Source organism: Stenotrophomonas sp. SAU14A_NAIMI4_8 (assembly GCF_003086695.1).
Taxonomy (GTDB): domain Bacteria; phylum Pseudomonadota; class Gammaproteobacteria; order Xanthomonadales; family Xanthomonadaceae; genus Stenotrophomonas.
The window spans coordinates 443,995-458,385 of record NZ_CP025999.1 but is presented as its reverse complement, the minus strand read 5'-3'; the positions used below and the strand labels follow the sequence as shown (position 1 = coordinate 458,385).

Below are 14,391 nucleotides of genomic sequence, written 5' to 3'. Positions count from 1 at the left end.
AAACGTTTACAAGCCCGGCATTCTAGCGTTCCCGGGCGGTTTGGCGAGAGGTTTCTACGTTCAGTTTCGTGCGCCCGCCCACAGTCTGGGCGTTCCATACGGGTGCGGACGCGAGGGTGCAGCTTACTCCGAGCCGGCCTGCTGGCGCTGCCCGGCCATCAACATGGCATCGCTGGAGGCCTGGAACACCCGCAGCCCGAAGGCCGGCAGGATGGCCAGCAGGTGGTCGAAAATGTCCGACTGCACCGCCTCGTACTCCGCCCAGGCGGTGCTGCGGGTGAAGCAGTACAGCTCCAGTGGCAGGCCTTCGGTGGTCGGCTGCAGCTGGCGCACCAGCAGGGTCATGTCCTGGTGGATGCCGGGGTGGTTGCGCAGGTAGCGCTCCACGTACACCCGGAAGGTGCCCAGGTTGGTCACCCGGCGGCTGTTCACATCGGCCACGCCCTGCTCGCGCAGGCGCCCGTTCCACTGCCCCAGCTCCTGTTCCTTCTGCTGCAGGTAGTCGCCCAGCAGGGCGAACTGGCCCAGGAACTGCAGATCGCCGTCATCCAGGAAGCCGACGCTGTGCTGGTCCAGGTACAGCGCGCGCTTGATCCGGCGGCCACCGGCTTCCTGCATGCCACGCCAGTTCTTGAACGATTCGGTCACCAACTTCTTGGTCGGAATGGTGGTGATGGTCTTGTCGAAGTTCTGCACGGTGATGGTGTGCAGGGCGATGTCGATCACGTCGCCATCGGCGTTCTGGCTGGGCATTTCGATCCAGTCGCCAATGCGCACGCGGCCGTCGCCACTGATCTGCACGCTGGCCACCAGCGACAGGATGGTGTCCTGGAAGATCAGCATCAGCACCGCGGTGGCCGCCCCCAGGCCGGTCACCAGCGGCCCCAGCTTCACCCCCAGCAGGGTGGCCAGGATCGACAGGCCGGCGGCCACGAACACCACGATCTTGACCACCTGCAGGTAGCCCTTGATCGGCTTGTTGCGGGCATCGGGCTTGCGCTCGTACAGGTCGTTGGCCGCGTCCAGCGCGTGCGACACCGCCAGCGCCAGGGTCAGCACCGCCCAGGCGGTACACAGCGCCACTACGCCGCTGACCAGGCGCGGCGGCAGATCGGGAATCAGGGCCACGCCCGAGGCGATCACCTGGCTGGGCACCACGTTGGACAGGCGCGCGATGACCCGCATCAGGTGGCTGCCTCGGCCGGTATCGGCGCCGGGCAGGCGGCTGATCAGCCGCCGCAGGCCGCGCAGCAGGATGCGCTTGGTCACCCAGTTGGCCAGGCCGGCGGCGACCAGCAGCGCCGAAATCATCAACGCCAGGTAGGCGCCGGGATAGGGTTCCAGTGTGTTCTGCAGCTGGTCCAGCCACTGTACCGCCACCACCGCGTCCACCATCCGTTGTCTCCTTGTTGTTGTGTCATGCAGGCCGGCGCGTGGCCGGCGGAAAAACCCGCGTCCGTCAGTCGCGCGAACGCTCGATGATCACACCCACCGCGCGCGCGCCGCGCACCGCACCGGGCTTGCTCAGTTTCAGCCGCAGCCACTTCACCTCGAACTCGTCCAGCACGATCTGCGCGCAGCGCTCGGCCAGGGTTTCCACCAGACCGAACTCCGATTCGCGCACGAACTGTTCCAGGCGCTTGCTCACCGCCTTGTAGTTCAGGGTATGGGCGATGTCATCGCTGGCAGCCGGGCGACGGTTGTCAAAGCCCATCTCCAGATCGAACACCAGGTCCTGGCGGATGCGCCGTTCCCAGTCGTAGATACCGATCAGGGCGTCGATGGTCAGCCCTTCGATGAAAACCTTGTCCATTGCGGTTACCAGCCGAATACAGACGGCCATGGTACCGGCACGGCGGTGAGCCTGCCCGGAACGGGGGGTGGCGGTGGATGCGGCGGAAAAAACAAAGGGCCCTGCTAGCGGGGCCCTTTGGTACCTCTCAACGTCCTCGGGGGGAGCTGGAAACCAGCCGCGAGTCCCGAAGCACACGCTCACGAAGGTATCGCATCGGCCCTGCTCGTTGCGAGAGGCGATTGCGGCATTGCTGATGCCGGAAAAAGCAAAGGGCCCCGCTAGCAGGGCCCTTTGGTACTACCGTTTGTCCCCGGGGGGAGCTGTTGAACAGCCGCGGATCCCGGTGGCGCAGCATTCGAAATTGAAGCACGTCAGGCCTGCTGATCAAGAGGCGATTACGACGATGCCGGTGCCTCAAAAGACAAAGGGCCCTGCTAGCGGGGCCCTTTGGTACCTCTCAACGTCCCCAGGGGAAGCTGGAATCCAGCCGCGAGTCCCGGAGCACACGCCGCAAGGTTAGGAGTGCCACCCAGCCCAGTCAATTGGCAAATGCGACACGGCAGACGACAGGGTGAAAAACCGAGCCGATCCACAAAAAACACTGACGATCCTGATGCCGTTTTCTGATGTTCCTGCCTCGTTCCCAAGGTCAATGTGAAACCACGTTCCCTGGGAGTGAGTTGATGAAGGAAAGCAGGATCCTGCAGGCAGCGCTATCCCGGCAGAGATGGTCGACCTACGAACGCATCGCTTCGCGTTGCGTAGCCGAACCAGCCACGCTCTATGCCTGGAACATGCAGATGTGTGCTGCTCTCCTGCCACCGCTGCACATCTGCGAGGTCGTGATCCGCAATGCAGCCGCTACGGCGCTGGCGCATCGCTATGGTCGATGCTGGCCTTGGCATCCAGCGCTGCTGCGCAGCCTTCCTGCCGAAGGCGCGCTTGCATCGCTACGCGATGCCTGCGGCAGCGCCGGAGCTCCCAGGGATGTACCGGAGGTCATCGCCAAGCTGCGATTCGGCTTCTGGCAGCAATTGTTCGCTCGACGGTTCGAGCATTCGATCTGGGCCGGGACCATGAGCCTGGTGCTGCCACACGCACCGTCGGCGCCGCTGTCCGTCCTGCGTCGGTCCATCCATGCCGACCTCGACCGCATCCGCCACCTGCGCAACCGCATCGCTCACCACGAACCCATCCTGGAGCGCGACATCGGTGCCGACCTGGCCGCGATCGGGCGACTGATCCATGCGCGCTGTCCGCATACCCTGGGCTGGTTACAGCGCCATGAGCGGGCGACGACGGTATTGGCGGCATCGCCGTTGGGTGCCCGCCCGTAAGGTGCCCGCCGGGCATGGCCCGGCGCTACCGGCGCGCGTGGTTTACGCCGCCGGGAAATCGTCGTTCACACCGCCGGCAGGGTCGCCATGTCCCAGCGCGGGGTCACCTCGACCTTCGGCGGGTTGTGCTGCCCGGCCTGCAGCCGCAGCGCGCCGGCGAAGGCGATCATCGCGCCGTTGTCGGTGCACAGCGCCGGGCGCGGGAAGCAGGCACGGCCGCCCAGGCGTTCGGCCATCTGCTGCAGGCGCGCGCGCAGGCGCTTGTTGGCACCCACGCCGCCGGCCACCACGATCACGTTGGTACCGGCCGCTTCCAGCGCGCGCTCGCACTTGATGCTCAGCGTTTCCACCACCGCATCTTCGAAGCCACGGGCAATGTCGGCGCGGGTCTGCTCGCTCTGGTCGCTGTCGCGCCAGGCCATCAGTACCTGGGTCTTCAGGCCGGAAAAGCTGAAATCCAGACCCGGCCGGTCGGTCATCGGCCGCGCGAAGCGGTACACGCCGGGCGTGCCCTGCTCGGCCAGCCTGGCCAGCTGCGGGCCACCCGGGTACGGCAGGCCCATCATCTTGGCGGTCTTGTCGAAGGCCTCGCCGGCCGCGTCGTCCAGGGTTTCGCCCAGCAGGCGGTACTGGCCGATCGCATCCACCGCCACCAGCTGGGTATGGCCGCCGGACACCAGCAGGGCCACGAACGGGGCCTGCGGCGGGTCGTCTTCCATCAACGGCGCCAGCAGGTGGCCTTCCATATGGTGTACGCCCACCGCCGGCACCTCCAGCGCCCAGGCCAGCGAACGGGCCACGCCCGCCCCCACCAGCAGGGCGCCGACCAGGCCGGGGCCGGCCGTGTAGGCCACCCCGTCAATGTCGTCCACGCCCAGCCCGGCCTCGCCCAGGGTCTGGCGGATCAACGGCAGCAGCTTGCGCACGTGGTCACGGCTGGCCAGCTCGGGCACCACACCACCGTATTCGGCGTGCAGGGCGATCTGGCTGTAGACCGCATGGGCGCGCAGGGCCGCGCTGCCGGCCAGGTCGGTGTCATACACCGCCACGCCGGTCTCATCACAGGAAGATTCGATGCCAAGGACTCGCATGCCTGCTATTATGACGCCCCTGCCGGTCCCTCGGGGGCTGTGCAGAACCCTCTGCAATCGAACCACCGGCCCGTATTCAGGGTTGGCCGCTTGCAGTTTGTCTTTTCGCCGCTATAATGTGCGGCTCGCCGGGCGTGACCCGGTTCTACTGTGTCCCGGAGATTCCATGCCCAGCGTCAAAGTCCGCGAGAACGAGCCCTTCGAGTTTGCTCTTCGCCGCTTCAAGCGCACTTGCGAAAAGGCCGGTGTGCTGGCCGAAACCCGCAAGCGCGAGTTCTACGAAAAGCCGACCCAGGAGCGCAAGCGCAAGGCCGCCGCTGCTGTGAAGCGTCAGCTGCGCCGCTCGTCGCGCGACGTCACCAAGCGTCAGCGCCTGTACTGATCGGACGCATCTTCATTGCGGCGGGCTCGTCCTTCCGCAGTGGAGTCGAAGCCGGCACGCGCGAGCGTTGCCGGCTTTTTGCGTTTCCGGGCCCGGGCATCCGCCCCGCCCCACCACCACCACGAGGTTCCTCATGAGCATGAAGCAGCAGCTCACCGAAGACATGAAGGCCGCCATGAAGGGCGGCGAGAAGCACAAGCTGGGCGTGATCCGCCTGATCAACGCCGCCATCAAGCAGAAGGAAGTGGACGAGCGCATCGAGCTGGATGACACCGCCGTGATCGCCGTGCTGGACAAGATGGTCAAGCAGCGCAAGGACTCGGTCAGCCAGTACGAAGCGGCCAACCGTGAAGACCTGGCCGAGATCGAGCGCGCCGAGATCGTGGTGATCGAAGCCTACCTGCCGGCCAAGATGGGCGAAGCCGAGATCGTGGCCGCCATCCAGGCCGCCATGACCGAAACCGGCGCCAGCACCCCGGCCGACATCGGCAAGCTGATGGGCGCGCTGAAGCCGAAGCTGGCTGGCCAGGCCGACATGGGCCTGGTGTCCAAGCTGGTCAAGCAGCAGCTGTCCTGAGACGGCCCTTGGGGTCAGAGCCCTTTCGCCACGCGAAAGGGCTCTGACCCCATCGCGGTCCCCGGCGCTTCACCACGCCTTCGACCCCCGGCTGCTACAACAGCCGCATGGTCGAACCGGCACCCCGCGTCCCCGTGAATCTGCAAAAGTACGTCCAGCGCCTGCAGGACAGTTTCCCGATGGCGGTAGGCAAGCGCTTCGTCGACATCGATGTGCTCACCCAGGCCGCCTCGGTCTCCTTCTACGCCCTGCTGTCGATGGCACCGCTGCTGGTGCTGCTGCTGTGGCTGACCGCCTCGCTGTACCCGCCCGCGCAGCAGGCCCTGGTCGAACAGATCAGCTCGGTGGCCGGCAGCAGTGCTGCCACGGTGGCCGAGACCGTGCTGAAGAACGCCGACAACCAGCCCGACGTGGGCTCGCTGGCCGGGCTGTGGAGCACCCTGCTGCTGTTCATCGGCGCCACGGCGGTGTTCGCCCAGCTGCAGAACGCACTGAACCTGATCTTCCGCACCAGCGGCGAACGCCTGGATGGCATCAAGGCCTGGTTGCGCAAGCGTGTGTTCTCCTTCGGCGTGGTGCTGGCGCTGGGCTTCCTGCTGATCCTGTCGATGACCGCCACCACCATGCTGCAGGTCGCATTCGCGCAGCTGCCGTCAGTGCTGCCGGCCATCGGCTACCTGACCAGCCTGCTGCTGTACGCGGCCGGCTTCGCCTTCATGTACCACTACCTGCCGGACCGCCGCGTGGCCTGGCGCCAGGCCTTCATCGGCGGCGTCATCACCTCGGCGCTGTTCGCGCTGGGTCGCTATGGCATCGGCGTGTACATCGCCACCGTCGCGCCGGGCAGCGCCTACGGGTCGATGGGCGCGCTGGTCATTTCGCTGGTCTGGATCTACTACGCCACCGTGGTGTTCTTCGTCGGCGCCTTGATGACCGCGGTGATCGACGAACGCCTGCGCGCGCGCACCCATCTGGCGCTGGCCGGCATCGATCCGGCCACGGCGCAGGCAGATGCCCAGCAAGGGGTAAACTAGGGGCACTGTCTGTTCCCCTCTGCGTGGCCCTGCCGGCCGCGCCCCTGCCCTGTTGCCCATGGCCCGTATCCCCGACGCATTCATCGACGACCTGCTGGCCCGCTCCGACATCGTCGAGGTGGTCGGCAGCCGCGTGCCGCTGAAGCGCCAGGGCAAGGAATACGCCGCCCGCTGCCCGTTCCACGATGAACGCTCGGCCTCGTTCACCGTCTCGCCCACCAAGCAGTTCTATCACTGCTTCGGCTGCGGCGCGCACGGTACCGCCATCAGCTTCCTGATGAACTACGACCGCCTCGAATTCCTCGACGCGGTGGACGAACTGGCCAAGCGCGCCGGCATGGAAGTGCCGCGCAGCGAGAACCCGCGCAGCGCGCAGCAGCAGGACGAAGGCCGCGAGCTGTATGCCGCGCTGGATGCGGCCATGAAGTTCTTCCAGAAGAACCTGGAAGGCAGCGACAAGGCGCGCGCCTACCTGGATGGCCGCGGCGTGGACGAAGAGAACCGCGCCCGCTTCCAGATCGGCTACGCGCCGGACGGCTACAGCGGGCTGCGCGATGCGCTGGGCAAGGACGAGCGCAAGATGAAGCTGCTCGACCGCGCCGGTCTGTTTTCCAAGAACGACCGCGGCCACGTCTACGACAAGTTCCGCGACCGGGTGATGTTCCCGATCTTCGACCGCCGTGGCCGGGTGATTGCCTTCGGCGGCCGCGTGTTCGAGAAGGACGACGGCCCCAAGTACCTCAACTCGCCGGAAACCGCGCTGTTCCACAAGGGCCGCGAACTGTACGGCCTGTGGCAGGTGCGCCAGGCCAACCAGAAGATCGAACGGTTGATCGTGGTCGAGGGCTACATGGACGTGGTCTCGCTGTTCCAGTTCGGGGTCACCCAGGCGGTGGCCACGCTGGGCACGGCCACCACGCCCGACCATGCCGAGCTGCTGTTCCGCAACGCGCCGGACGTGTTCTTCTGCTTCGACGGCGACGCCGCCGGCCGCCGCGCCGGCTGGAAGGCACTGGAATCGGTGTTGCCGCGCATGAAGGATGGCCGCCAGGCCTTCTTCCTGTTCCTGCCCGATGGCGAGGACCCGGACACCATCGTGCGCAAGGAAGGCGCCGAGGTCTTCAACGAACGCCTGAAACAGGCCACGCCGCTGTCGCAGTTCTTCTTCGATGAACTGACCCGCGAGATCAACCTGGGCACGCTGGACGGCAAGGCCCGCCTGGCCGAACGCGCAAAGCCGATGCTGGCGCAGATTCCCGACGGTGCCTTCGGCGACCTGATGAAGCAGCAGCTGGCGCAGCTGACCGGCCTGGGCGGCGGCAACGCGGCGGCCGCGCGCGCGCCGGTGCCGCAGCGCGCGCCGGCCCGGCAGATCCAGCCCATCGCCAAGCGCAGCCTGGTGCGCGGCGCCATTGCGGTACTGCTGCAGCAGCCGTCGCTGGCGCTCACGCTGGGCGGCAAGCATCACTTCCAGGGCCTGCGCCTGCCCGGCGTGGAGCTGCTGCTGGAACTGCTGGGGCTGGTCGAACAGCGCCCGGACATCAGCACCGGCGCCCTGCTGCAGCATTTCGACGGCCGCGAAGAGCAGGCCTCGCTGCACACGCTGGCCGCGCAGACCCTGCCCGGCGATGAGGCGGTGTGGACCCAGGAACTGCACGACGCCGTCGCCCAGCTGGAGAAACAACTGCTGGTGCAACGTCTGGACGAACTGTTGGCAAAGCAGCGCCAGCAGGGCCTGGACGATACTGACAAGTACGAACTGCGCGAGCTGTTGAAGGCGCGCGCCACCCTGCGCCTGTAGGGCGGCCAACCACGGAGAGACCATGCTGCTGCGCCTGACCTGCCTGCTGTTGTTGTCGCTCTGCATGCCCTTGGCCGCGCTGGCCGGGGAGAATCCGATCAACGAAGTGCGCCCGGGCCTGCATGCCGGCGGCCAACCCAGTGCCGCGCAGCTGCAGGCGCTGGCCGCGCAGGGCGTGCGCACCGTCATCGACCTGCGCCAGCCCGATGAAGACCGCGGTTACGACGAGATGGCCCAGGCCGAAGCACTGGGCCTGCGCTACGTGCGCATTCCGGTAGCCGGCGCCGAGGGCCTGGATGCAGCCAACGTGCGCGCCGTGCACCAGGCGCTGCAGCAGAACCAGGGGTCGGTGCTGCTGCACTGCGCCTCGGGCAACCGCGCCGGCGCCGTGCTCGCCCTGGTCAACGCACGCTACGAACAGGCCACCCCGGAACAGGCCCTGCCATTGGGCCAACGGGCCGGCCTGAAATCCCTGGAAGCCGCCACCCGCCAGCGTCTGGCGGAGCCGGTCACCTCCCCCTGACCCCCACGTACCAAGGAGCCTGCCCACCATGACCCGCTGGTGGTCGCGCCTGCGACCGGACAACTTCACCCTCGCCCTGCTGTGCACCGTGGCCCTGGCCTCGCTGCTGCCGATGAAGGGCGCCGCCGCCATGGTGCTGGACGATGTCACCACCGTGGCCATCGCCGCCCTGTTCTTCCTGCACGGCGCGCGCCTGCCTCGCGAATCGATCATTGGCGGCATGCTGCACTGGCGGCTGCACCTGACCATCCTGGCCTGCACCTTCATCCTGTTCCCGCTGCTGGGGCTGATGTTCAAGCCGCTGTCAGGCTGGCTGCTGACCCCCGAGCTGTACCTGGGCGTGCTGTTCCTGTGCACGCTGCCGTCCACCGTGCAGTCGTCCATCGCGTTCACCTCGATGGCGCGCGGCAACGTGCCGGCCGCGGTCTGCAGTGCGTCGCTGTCCAGCATCCTGGGCGTGTTCCTTACGCCGCTGCTGCTGACCGCCCTGGCCGGCACCTCCGGCGGCGTGCACGACCCGCTGCATGCGATCGGCGGCATCATGCTGCAGCTGCTGGTGCCCTTCGTGGCCGGCCACCTGCTGCGGCCGTGGATTGCCGGCTGGGTGGAAAAGCAGCGCGCGCTGCTGCGCTACACCGACCAGGCCACCATCCTGCTGGTGGTGTATTCGGCGTTCGGCGAAGCGGTGACCGAAGGGCTGTGGAGCAAGACCCCGCTGCTGTCCCTGTTTGCCGTGGCCGTGGTGGCCGCCGTGCTGCTGGGCATCGCCATGCCGCTCATCACCTTCCTGGCGCGCCGCCTGCACTTCAACCGCGAAGACGAGATCGCCATCGTGTTCTGCGGGTCGAAGAAGAGCCTGGCCACCGGCGTGCCGATCGCCAAGGTGTTGTTCGCCGGCGGCAGCCTGGGCGCCATCGTGCTGCCGGTGATGATCTACCACCAGATCCAGCTGATCGTCTGCGGCGTGATCGCGCAGCGGTATGCGCGGCGCGCGCCCTGAGTCCGGTAGCGCCGGGCCATGCCCGGCGGAGCGCAGACGGGGTCAGAGCCCCTTCGGGGATCCGACCCCACATGGATCCACGCCATGCGTGGATGGATACACCACGGTGAGGACGGGGTCGGAGCCCCTTCGGGGATCCGACCCCTATTGGTAGCGCCGGGCCATGCCCGGCGGCATCAGCCGGTCACATCCAGGGCAGGATCCAGTGGTCCACCAGCAGGAAGGCGAACAGCGCCATCAGGTACACGATGGAGTACTGGAACATCTTCATCGAGAAGAATTCATCCGGCGGGTTCTGCATGCGCCAGGCGTACCAGAGGAACACGGCGTTGAGCACGATCGCCCCGCCCAGGTAGAACGGCCCGCTCATGCCCACCAGGTACGGCACCACGCACACCAGCGCCAGCACCACCGAATAGGCCAGGATCTGCTTGCGCGTGTGCACCACGCCGTGGGTGACCGGCAGCATCGGGATCTTCGCCTTGGCGTAGTCCTCGCGGCGGAAGATCGCCAGCGCCCAGAAGTGCGGCGGGGTCCAGATGAAGATGATCAGCACCAGCAGCGACGAATACGCCCAGTCCGACGAGCCCTGCATGCCGGTGATCGCCGCCCAGCCCAGCATCGGCGGCATCGCGCCGGCCAGGCCGCCAATGACGATGTTCTGCGAGGTCGCCCGCTTCAGGTACACGGTGTAGATCACCGCATAGCCGATCAGCGAGGCGAAGGTCAGCACCGCGGTGATCCAGTTCACCCACAGCAGCAGGATCGCCATCGACAGCACGATCAGCACGCCGGCGAACACCAGCACCTGCCACGGCTTGACCTTGCCCACCACCAGCGGGCGCCACGAGGTGCGCGCCATCTGCGCGTCGATATGCGCATCCAGCAGCTGGTTGATGGCAGCGGCCGCTGAGGCGGCCAGCCAGATGCCCAGGAAACCCAGCGCGCCGGCGCGCACCTGTTCCCAGCTGGGTACGCCCGGAATGGCCAGGACCATGCCGACCAGGGCGGTGAAGACGATCAGGGCCACGACCTTGGGCTTGGTCAGGTCCCAGTACTGGCGATAGTTGGAAAACATGCGATCAGTCCGGCGCGCGCAGGCGGGCCAGCAGGCTCACCAGCACGAACAACAGGGCAACGGCCACGCCGTTGTGGGCCACGGCCACCGCCAGCGGCAGGGCCAGCTTCACGTTCAGGATGCCCAGGGTGACCTGCAGCACCAGCAGGGCCACCAGCGCACTGGCCCAGCCGCGCATGCTGGGCAGGCGGAACAGGCGCAGGCCCAGCCACAGCAGGTAGGCCGCCACCACGATGGCGAACAGGCGGTGCGCCATCTGGATGGCGATGCGCGAGGCGCCATCCAGCACGCCCCCTTCGTAATCCACGCCGATGCCGCGCCACAGGGTGAAGCCTTCCACGAAGTTGTGCTGCGGCCACCACTGGTTGGCACAGCGCGGGAAGTTGTCCAGCGACGCGCTGCCGCCACCGCAGGCCAGCGCGGCGTAGTTGGCGCTGACCCAGCCGCCCAGCGCGATCTGGGTGACCAGCACGGCCACGCCGATGCGCAGCAGCCACTTCAGCTTTGGGGCTTCGGCCAGGGTGATCGGCAGGTGCGTTGCCCGCCACGCCATCCACACCAGCAGGCCGAACATCAGCATGCCGCCCAGCAGGTGGCCCATCACCACGATGGGTTTCAGCAGCAGGGTGACCGTCCACATGCCCAGCAGGGCCTGGAAGATCACCACCGCCAGGGTCAGCAGGGCCGCCCGGGCCAGGTCGATGTTGCCCCAGCGCAGCGCGGCGATCAGCAGGATCGCCTCACCCACCAGGGCCAGGCCGCTGGCCGTGCCATGCCAGCCCATCATGTACAGCGGTATGCCGGCTGCCACCAGCACGCAGGCGGTCACCACCGCCGTGCTGCCGAAGCGCCGCTTGCGGGTGGCCAGCAGGGCCAGGGTCAGGATCTCGATGCCCAGCGCGCCGGCCAGGAAGCGGTGCACCTGCTCGCGCCAGGCCTTGTGGGTTTCCAGCGGGCGGATCTCGGTGGCCGGGTGGCCGATGGTTTCTTCCACGTGCTGCGGCCAGGTGGCCTGGCCATAGCAGGTCGGCCAGTCCGGGCAGCTCAGGCCAGCATCGGACAGGCGCACGAAGGCGCCGAACATGATCGTGCTGGCGGTCATGATCATGGCGAACCACGCCAGGCGGTGGAAATTACGGTGCAGCGCCGGACGCGCGGAAAGGCTCATCAAACGGGACTCACTTCAGTTTCAGCAACGTGGCCATGTCCTTGCGCAGGCCCCCCAGGTCACTGCCGGGGGCATGGCGCATGATCACGAAGCCGTTCGGATCGATCACATAGACCGGCAATCCGGCCGGATCGTCGGCACCGGGCAACGCCGCGCGCAGGGCGGGCGACGGCGCCAGTGGCCGCAGCGCGGGCAGTGCGGCGATCGGCGCCGGTGGCGTGCCCAGCCACAGAATCTCCACATTATCGGCGTTATGGCCGAACAGCTGCCACACCTTGCCCAGTCCCTGCGACAAAGTGACGCACTGCGCGTCGCAGGCCTCGGCGGGCGCCACCAGCAGCCGCCAGGTGCGCGCTTCGGGGTTCCACGGGTAGGGCTGGCCGTTGGCCAGGGTTGGCGGCTGCTGGCGCAGGTCCACCGGTGGCTGCAGCAACTGCCCGGCATTGCGGTGCCCGGTGGGCTGCCAGCCGGTGAAGCGCAGCACGGCGGCCAGCGCCATCGCCCCGAAGAACACGGCGAACAGCAGCAGCAGGGTGCGGCGGCCGGAACCGCGTGCCTGCGGGGTGGTGGCGGTGTTCATGCGGGCATTTTCTCATGGTTGGGTGGAAGGAAGCGGCCGGCAGCCACCGGACCGGATCAACGCCGCCGCCGGCGCTCTGGTAGCCCCCGACCTTGGTCGGGGGAATTGGTGCCAACCAAGGTCGGCGCCCACCGGAGCCGGTCAACGCCGCCGCCGGCGCCATTCCAGCACCAGCGCCACCACCAGCACGGTCAGCGCCAGGCCGAACCACTGCACGGCGTAGCCCAGGTGGCGCTGCGGCGGCAGGGTGTTGGGCAGCAGGTCCAGATCGCGCTCGTCGCCGATCGGCAGCGCCGGGTCCAGCCGCAGCACCCGGTCGGGCAGCGCGGCCAGGCCCAGCGCGCGGGCCAGGCCATCCGCTGGCAGGCGGCTGGCCAGCCAGCGCCCGGGCTGGCCGGTTTCGCTGAACGCCGGGCCCAGCGCCAGGCCGGCCGACGGCGGCGGCGCCAGCAACCCGCGCACCGCCAACGGCGCCGGCAGCGTGTCCAGCACCGGCAAGGTGCGGTCCGGCGGCAGCGCGCGCCAGCCCATATCGACCAGCAGCACGCCGCCACTGTCACTGCGGAACGGCCGGTACACCTTCACCCCGGCGCGGCCGTGGCGCATCTGGTTGTCCAGCAGCACCACGCCGGGCAGGAAGCGGCCGTGGTCGGCCACCCCGTGCAGTGCACCGGGCGCCGCCAGCGCCTGCGCCAGCGGCAACGCCTGCGCCACCGCCGACCCCTGCGCATCCAGCAGCGCCTGCTTGGCATGCATGCGCTGCAACTGCCACAGGCCCAATGCGGTGAAGCCGGCCATCGCCAGCAGCGCCAACAGCCAGCCGATCCAGCGTGTGTGCTGGCGCATCATGACAAGTCCACGCAAACGCGGTCAGATAGGCGCATCCACCCTGCCCCCGAGCCGTGCATGAGTGATTCGCTGAAGACCCTGCTGGTGATCGCGTTCCTGATCGTCATCGTCTGGAATCTGGGCGCCGGCCTGTACTATCTGCTGGTCGACCGCGGCCAGACCAAGCGCACGGTCAATGCGCTCACCCGCCGCATTGCCGTGTCGGTGGCGCTGATCGCGCTGGTGATCGTCAGCATCTACATGGGCTGGATCAAGCCGCACGGCGTCGGCGGCTGAGGGTACCTGCCGCTGCGCAGTCAAAGGACGTAGACGAACAGGAACAGCATCAGCCACACCACGTCCACGAAGTGCCAGTACCACGCGGCGGCTTCGAAGCCGAAGTGGTTGTCGCGGGTGAAGTGGCCCTTGGCCGAGCGCAGCCACATCACGATCAGCATGATCGTGCCCAGCAGCACGTGCGCACCGTGGAAACCGGTCAGCATGAAGAACGTGGAACCGTAGATGCCCGAGCCCAGCGTCAGGTTCAGTTCCTTGTAGGCGTGGATGTATTCCTCGGCCTGCAGGGTCAGGAAGAACGCACCCAGCAGCACGGTCAGGCCCAGCCACACCAGCAGCTGGCGGCGGTGGCCGCCCTTCAGGGCATGGTGGGCGATGGTCAGGGTCACGCCGGAAGTGAGCAGGATCAGCGTGTTGATCAGCGGCAGGCCCCAGGCGGGAATGGTCTGGAACGCACCACCGATCGCCGCCGGTCCATTGGTCGGCCAGCCGGCCGAATAGCCCTGCCACAGCAGCTCGTTGGTCATCACCCCATCGCCTTCGCCGCTCAGCCACGGCAGGCCCAGGTTGCGGGTGTAGAACAGCGCGCCGAAGAAGGCACCGAAGAACATCACTTCGGAAAAGATGAACCAGACCATGCCCATGCGGAACGAGCCATCGACCTGGCGGTTGTAGTGCCCGGCCTGCGACTCGCGCACCACATCGCTGAACCACCAGAACAGGGTCAGCACCAGCATCGCCAGGCCGGCATAGAAGGTCCAGCGGCCCCAGCTGGCATCGTTCAACCAGCTGGCCACGCCCACCATGGTCACCATCATCGCGATGGAGCCCACGAACGGCCAGCGGCTCTGGGCCGGGACGAAGTACACATTGGCGTCGTGCGGGGTCTGGGCCATGTCG

General features: G+C 67.5%; 16 protein-coding genes. 8 read left to right on the top strand and 8 right to left on the bottom strand.

Annotated elements, in window-relative coordinates:
• Nucleotides 1-123 precede the first annotated feature (123 nt).
• Both C1930_RS02010 and folB read right to left on the bottom strand, forming a co-directional pair.
• Nucleotides 124-1,395, bottom strand: coding sequence for a mechanosensitive ion channel domain-containing protein (locus C1930_RS02010; protein WP_108748255.1), 1,272 nt, complete (start codon nt 1,393-1,395; stop codon nt 124-126).
• Nucleotides 1,396-1,459: 64 nt separating this feature from the next.
• Nucleotides 1,460-1,813 (bottom strand): dihydroneopterin aldolase, encoded by a 354-nt coding sequence (gene folB, locus C1930_RS02005; RefSeq protein WP_108751949.1) that lies wholly within the window; start codon nt 1,811-1,813, stop codon nt 1,460-1,462.
• A gap of 665 nt (nt 1,814-2,478) precedes the next feature.
• On the opposite strand from folB, the gene C1930_RS02000 reads away from it, so the two are divergent.
• Nucleotides 2,479-3,132 (top strand): hypothetical protein, encoded by a 654-nt coding sequence (locus C1930_RS02000; RefSeq protein ID WP_108755204.1) that lies wholly within the window; start codon nt 2,479-2,481, stop codon nt 3,130-3,132.
• A gap of 65 nt (nt 3,133-3,197) precedes the next feature.
• Here the strand turns inward: C1930_RS02000 and tsaD are convergent, their stop codons facing one another.
• Complete coding sequence (gene tsaD, locus C1930_RS01995) at nt 3,198-4,223, bottom strand: tRNA (adenosine(37)-N6)-threonylcarbamoyltransferase complex transferase subunit TsaD (protein ID WP_108751947.1); 1,026 nt, start codon at nt 4,221-4,223, stop codon at nt 3,198-3,200.
• 166 nt (nt 4,224-4,389) lie between these two features.
• Here tsaD and rpsU point away from each other — a divergent pair, with 166 nt between their 5' ends.
• The 6 genes from rpsU (at nt 4,390) to C1930_RS01965 (ending at nt 9,540) form a co-directional block, all read left to right on the top strand.
• On the top strand, nt 4,390-4,605 hold the full coding sequence (gene rpsU / locus C1930_RS01990; protein WP_002808376.1) for a 30S ribosomal protein S21: 216 nt from the start codon (nt 4,390-4,392) through the stop codon (nt 4,603-4,605).
• A 133-nt stretch (nt 4,606-4,738) separates the two neighbouring features.
• A complete protein-coding gene (locus C1930_RS01985) occupies nt 4,739-5,182 on the top strand; it encodes a GatB/YqeY domain-containing protein (RefSeq protein WP_108770951.1) in 444 nt (147 codons plus the stop codon).
• Nucleotides 5,183-5,289: 107 nt separating this feature from the next.
• Nucleotides 5,290-6,216 carry a YihY/virulence factor BrkB family protein gene (locus C1930_RS01980; protein ID WP_108770950.1) on the top strand — a complete coding sequence of 309 codons (927 nt, stop codon included), beginning with the start codon at nt 5,290-5,292 and terminating at the stop codon, nt 6,214-6,216.
• A 58-nt stretch (nt 6,217-6,274) separates the two neighbouring features.
• Nucleotides 6,275-8,017 (top strand): DNA primase, encoded by a 1,743-nt coding sequence (gene dnaG, locus C1930_RS01975; RefSeq protein ID WP_108755202.1) that lies wholly within the window; start codon nt 6,275-6,277, stop codon nt 8,015-8,017.
• A gap of 22 nt (nt 8,018-8,039) precedes the next feature.
• Nucleotides 8,040-8,540 carry a sulfur transferase domain-containing protein gene (locus C1930_RS01970; protein WP_108755201.1) on the top strand — a complete coding sequence of 167 codons (501 nt, stop codon included), beginning with the start codon at nt 8,040-8,042 and terminating at the stop codon, nt 8,538-8,540.
• Between the two features lie 28 nt (nt 8,541-8,568).
• Entirely contained in the window at nt 8,569-9,540 is a 972-nt protein-coding gene (locus C1930_RS01965) for a bile acid:sodium symporter family protein (RefSeq protein WP_108761027.1), read from the top strand.
• 184 nt (nt 9,541-9,724) lie between these two features.
• Here C1930_RS01965 and cyoE read toward each other — a convergent pair whose 3' ends face one another.
• The 4 genes from cyoE to C1930_RS01945 form a co-directional block, all read right to left on the bottom strand.
• On the bottom strand, nt 9,725-10,618 hold the full coding sequence (gene cyoE / locus C1930_RS01960) for a heme o synthase (RefSeq protein ID WP_108755199.1): 894 nt from the start codon (nt 10,616-10,618) through the stop codon (nt 9,725-9,727).
• Nucleotides 10,619-10,622: 4 nt separating this feature from the next.
• Nucleotides 10,623-11,786, bottom strand: coding sequence for a COX15/CtaA family protein (locus tag C1930_RS01955; RefSeq protein ID WP_108751941.1), 1,164 nt, complete (start codon nt 11,784-11,786; stop codon nt 10,623-10,625).
• Between the two features lie 10 nt (nt 11,787-11,796).
• Nucleotides 11,797-12,366, bottom strand: a complete 570-nt coding sequence (locus C1930_RS01950; protein ID WP_108770949.1) for a hypothetical protein — start codon at nt 12,364-12,366, stop codon at nt 11,797-11,799.
• 141 nt (nt 12,367-12,507) lie between these two features.
• The gene (locus tag C1930_RS01945; protein WP_108770948.1) at nt 12,508-13,215 is read right to left on the bottom strand and encodes an SURF1 family protein; all 708 of its coding nucleotides are present in this window, start codon (nt 13,213-13,215) and stop codon (nt 12,508-12,510) included.
• A 57-nt stretch (nt 13,216-13,272) separates the two neighbouring features.
• Here C1930_RS01945 and C1930_RS01940 point away from each other — a divergent pair, with 57 nt between their 5' ends.
• Nucleotides 13,273-13,491, top strand: coding sequence for a twin transmembrane helix small protein (locus C1930_RS01940; RefSeq protein WP_108748240.1), 219 nt, complete (start codon nt 13,273-13,275; stop codon nt 13,489-13,491).
• A 20-nt stretch (nt 13,492-13,511) separates the two neighbouring features.
• Here C1930_RS01940 and C1930_RS01935 read toward each other — a convergent pair whose 3' ends face one another.
• Nucleotides 13,512-14,387 carry a cytochrome c oxidase subunit 3 gene (locus tag C1930_RS01935; protein ID WP_108748239.1) on the bottom strand — a complete coding sequence of 292 codons (876 nt, stop codon included), beginning with the start codon at nt 14,385-14,387 and terminating at the stop codon, nt 13,512-13,514.
• Nucleotides 14,388-14,391 lie beyond the last annotated feature (4 nt).

Coding starts and splice junctions, on each gene's coding strand:
- folB (WP_108751949.1), bottom strand. CDS start 1,813: ATGGACAAGGTTTTCATCGAAGGGCTGACCATCGACGCCCTGATCGGT.
- C1930_RS02010 (WP_108748255.1), bottom strand. CDS start 1,395: ATGGTGGACGCGGTGGTGGCGGTACAGTGGCTGGACCAGCTGCAGAAC.
- C1930_RS01950 (WP_108770949.1), bottom strand. CDS start 12,366: ATGAACACCGCCACCACCCCGCAGGCACGCGGTTCCGGCCGCCGCACC.
- C1930_RS01935 (WP_108748239.1), bottom strand. CDS start 14,387: ATGGCCCAGACCCCGCACGACGCCAATGTGTACTTCGTCCCGGCCCAG.
- dnaG (WP_108755202.1), top strand. CDS start 6,275: ATGGCCCGTATCCCCGACGCATTCATCGACGACCTGCTGGCCCGCTCC.
- C1930_RS01945 (WP_108770948.1), bottom strand. CDS start 13,215: ATGATGCGCCAGCACACACGCTGGATCGGCTGGCTGTTGGCGCTGCTG.
- C1930_RS01985 (WP_108770951.1), top strand. CDS start 4,739: ATGAGCATGAAGCAGCAGCTCACCGAAGACATGAAGGCCGCCATGAAG.
- cyoE (WP_108755199.1), bottom strand. CDS start 10,618: ATGTTTTCCAACTATCGCCAGTACTGGGACCTGACCAAGCCCAAGGTC.
- C1930_RS01955 (WP_108751941.1), bottom strand. CDS start 11,786: ATGAGCCTTTCCGCGCGTCCGGCGCTGCACCGTAATTTCCACCGCCTG.
- C1930_RS01970 (WP_108755201.1), top strand. CDS start 8,040: ATGCTGCTGCGCCTGACCTGCCTGCTGTTGTTGTCGCTCTGCATGCCC.
- C1930_RS01965 (WP_108761027.1), top strand. CDS start 8,569: ATGACCCGCTGGTGGTCGCGCCTGCGACCGGACAACTTCACCCTCGCC.
- tsaD (WP_108751947.1), bottom strand. CDS start 4,223: ATGCGAGTCCTTGGCATCGAATCTTCCTGTGATGAGACCGGCGTGGCG.
- C1930_RS02000 (WP_108755204.1), top strand. CDS start 2,479: ATGAAGGAAAGCAGGATCCTGCAGGCAGCGCTATCCCGGCAGAGATGG.
- rpsU (WP_002808376.1), top strand. CDS start 4,390: ATGCCCAGCGTCAAAGTCCGCGAGAACGAGCCCTTCGAGTTTGCTCTT.
- C1930_RS01940 (WP_108748240.1), top strand. CDS start 13,273: ATGAGTGATTCGCTGAAGACCCTGCTGGTGATCGCGTTCCTGATCGTC.
- C1930_RS01980 (WP_108770950.1), top strand. CDS start 5,290: ATGGTCGAACCGGCACCCCGCGTCCCCGTGAATCTGCAAAAGTACGTC.